Below are 3,495 nucleotides of genomic sequence, written 5' to 3' on the forward strand. Positions count from 1 at the left end.
CCTGTCCGACATGCGCGCCCTCTCTGAGCAGTACAGACAGATCCGCTACGAGATCAACCGCATCCCGCTTCTTATGGATATCGCGACCCGTGACCCATCGTTGGTGGCGACCATGGCATTCAAGTCAAAGAACTACCTTGCCTTCGTCAGATCGCGCGAAGCCAGCTTGAGCCACCGGAAGAACTCGCCATCCTTCGAATCCGAGCTGGATGCGACGACACCGGAGCAAGATGGCGTGCTGACGATGCTCACCAGTGTCGTCCTCAAAGGATTCAGGCCCCATGAGTCTCTCATACTCGCACGGCTTTGCGGAATTCTCGACTCCCCTGAACGTTCCGTGTCCACCATCGACGATTTTTCAGACGATCCATCCATCCCCTGGGGAGACCGACGCGTTTCGAAATCGAATCTGACTGACGATCTCAAGGAGCTCTTTCCTTTATCCGATCGTTCGCCTCGACAGATCGATTCAGCGTTCCGATCCCTTGACCTGTCATATTTCATCGCGAACAACCAGGATCGGTTCGGTGCAACCCCTCTCGTGACTTCCGCCGAGGATGGAACGGATCGACTCTCCCTCAAGTTGTCGAAATGGCTTTCAGGCAACGCCACATTCACCAGATTCTTCATGGATACGATACGTGCATCACTCCTCAACGCACACATCCTTCAGGACCACCTCTCTTCGACGTCGATCACACGCTGCGGATTCATCTATGGCGAGAAATACAGCGTATTCGACGTGATGCGCATGTGCGGATGGAGCGCCGAACAGATTCCGCAGAACGTGGGTGGATACCGGTTCGATCAGGAGACATCGACCATGCCGATCTTCATCAAATACGAATCAAGCCAATACGAGGACCGCTTTCTGGACACCAGACGCATCACATGGGTGAGCAAAAACGGAAGAACCCTGCGCTCACCCGAGTACACGTGGCTTCTTCACGACGCGCATAATACTGATCTGTGGAGCGCTTCGCACACCGTTCCCGTGTTCATACGGCGCAAGAAGGAGGCTCGGGAGACCACGTACTACTTCGTCGGCATGGTGCGAAGCGTCACTGATCTCCACGAGACGCTGAACGCCGATCCCACCGGAAAAAAATCCAAGGTCGTCGTATCCACACTCACCCTTGAGCGGCCCGTGACGCCCGACCTGTTCGAGCATCTGACCGGATCCCCGACCATCTGACCGCATCGATCCAGCCACGGCCATGCGCAGCGCCGTTGGAACCATGACCAGCGCCACACCCGATCTGCCGAAAGCCATCGCCGCTTTCGCCAGGATATAAGTCCTGCCCCTTACGAGAAACGCCGACCTCAACACCCTCCTTCGGGTTATGGTGGTGGCACGCATCGGACGCGGACGAACGATCGACCAGGGCATCGACGACGGTCCGACGGCACTTTGACGACAGACGACAGACAACAGGGAGGGCACCCACAGTGGACGAGAATCCGCATTCTTCCGACATCCCCGGCATGGACCCTTTCACGGCCGACGCCGCCCGGCACTGGAACGATCCGGACGAGCTTGATAACCTCTGCACCCTGTCCCCCATCGTCGCCAGCATCATGCGGATGCAGTCCCTGGAGCTTGACGGCGATTTTCCGGACGACCCCCGGGAGGCGTCGGCCGATCTGAGCTCCTTCGCGAACAACAGCATCATCGCCATGGGAGGGCTGGACGGCCCCTGCTTCCTGTGGAACCACATGATCGCCGACATCAGCACCCTGGACGACGCGCGCCGCACCGACTCTCCGGTCGCGGCACCCGAGGACGCCGCCCGAGTCATGGACACGCCCATCCGATGGTATATGGACTCCTGCGAGTCTCCCCCGGACGCCGATGAAGAAGGCTATATACCCCCTGTGTTCCACATGGACACCCAGGTTTTGGCCGGGGTCGACGCGGTCGTTGGCAACGCGCTGTCCAGCACGCGCTGGCTGGATTCCACACGCAACCTCGCTTTGGCGCTGGACACCACCATCGACTTCATCGGCTGCGTGAACGACGACAACAACGAGGTGTTCGACTATCTGCTCCATCTGATCCAGCAGATCCGCCTCTACATGAACTCGGTCGCCAAGCACGCGGACACCGTCACCTCCATCCAATGCATGGCGGTTCTGGTCGAGGCAACATGCGACGGCCCCATGCTGCTCAACCCCGTCCAGCTGATGCTCATCGTCTCCTGCGGCCTGTCGTTCGCGCAGTGGGACGACACCCGAGTCATTGCCTACGATGCTCTTGCCCGCGTCACCCGCGCCATGCGGGACCTGTCCCAGGAGGCCGACCAGGAGCCATCCAATCCGCTCGTCGTGACACGCAACGGAGAGACGCTCACCTTCCGCGATTGCGTCACCCGCGCGCAGATACGCTTCGGCAAGGCAGCCATACTCCTTAAGCATGATCTGCTCCGTATGTCGGGCGACGATGATGCGGCCGACGCGATGCTCCGGGAGAATCGGGGAATGACGCCTCTCGCCGACGCCTACGCCGCCAGGCTCCTCTCACAGGACAAGTGGGAGGAGCTGCGGCAGTTCAGCGCGTTGATGGAGCATGAGCACCCTGATCTGGCTCCCATTCTCTTCCCACCCGACCTCGTTCCTCTGGGATGGGGCTCCATGCACGACATGGCTCTGGTGGAATGCGATTGCCTTGATGAGTTGTTCGCCCGATACCGCCGTCGCATCATCGACTCCGGTCCCAAAACGGACAGCCCCCGCCTTGTCAGGATCCTGCGGGCCATGAGCGGCCCCCAGTGGCACGAGCAGGTGCGCCTGATCGTCCGCGAGTTCGAAATGGAGGACTCATGCGACGCCGCGCGCCCACGCAACGCCCTCTATGAGAAAATTCTTCTCGACAACCATCTATGCGAGCCCGCATGGCGCTACGCGAACGTTCACCCTGGAGCGCGTCTGACGCTGGCTCCCGTCTTCGCCCGCACCCATCCGCAGGACGCGCGTGAGACGATTCTGGGAAAGGCTGGGCTCGCCGACGAGTCCTTGCACGGCCTTGCCGACGACTCGATCAGCGACGGCACCATCATCCGCGCCATGAGGCGATACTCCACCGCGTTCGGCCGTCAGCAGGCGCGCGACCTCGCGAAGAGGATCCTACCGCACAGTGGGACACGGGCTCACCTCTGCCAGTGGCTGGCAGGATTCGTCAACTCAGGAACCGAATAACGGCGGCGGACGTTACAACTCGAATCCAAGCTCCTTGGCCGCCGCGGTGGGGACGGGATCCTCGCACCAGTAGTCCATCAGATTGTCATCCGATGTCAGCGAACGGATCTGCGCCTGATCGATATAGACCTCACCACTGAGATGGTCCGTCTCATGCTGGAATATGCGCGCGGGCCATCCATGAAGACGCTCCTCATGGGCGATGCCCTCTTCGTCCTGCCACCGTGCCGCGATGTCGAGCCACCGGCGCCGGACGGCCTGATACCCTTCGAAGCTCAGACATCCTTCATAGAAGCTCCG

At 60.4% G+C, this 3,495-nt stretch carries 3 protein-coding genes; 2 read left to right on the forward strand and 1 reads right to left on the reverse strand.

What is annotated here, in order from left to right; all coding sequences use genetic code 11:
- On the forward strand, positions 1–1,195 hold a 1,195-nt coding region (locus Q1X90_RS06595; protein WP_300768304.1), incomplete at its 5' end, for a DUF3427 domain-containing protein.
- A 254-nt stretch (positions 1,196–1,449) separates the two neighbouring features.
- A complete protein-coding gene (locus Q1X90_RS06600) occupies positions 1,450–3,195 on the forward strand; it encodes a hypothetical protein (RefSeq protein WP_300768306.1) in 1,746 nt (581 codons plus the stop codon).
- A 12-nt stretch (positions 3,196–3,207) separates the two neighbouring features.
- Here the strand turns inward: Q1X90_RS06600 and Q1X90_RS06605 are convergent.
- Positions 3,208–3,495, reverse strand: a 288-nt coding sequence (locus Q1X90_RS06605) for a peptide deformylase (protein ID WP_300768308.1), incomplete at its 5' end; no start/stop codon positions are given.

This window comes from uncultured Bifidobacterium sp., assembly GCF_949292005.1.
In the GTDB taxonomy this organism is placed as follows: Bacteria; Actinomycetota; Actinomycetes; order Actinomycetales; family Bifidobacteriaceae; genus Bifidobacterium.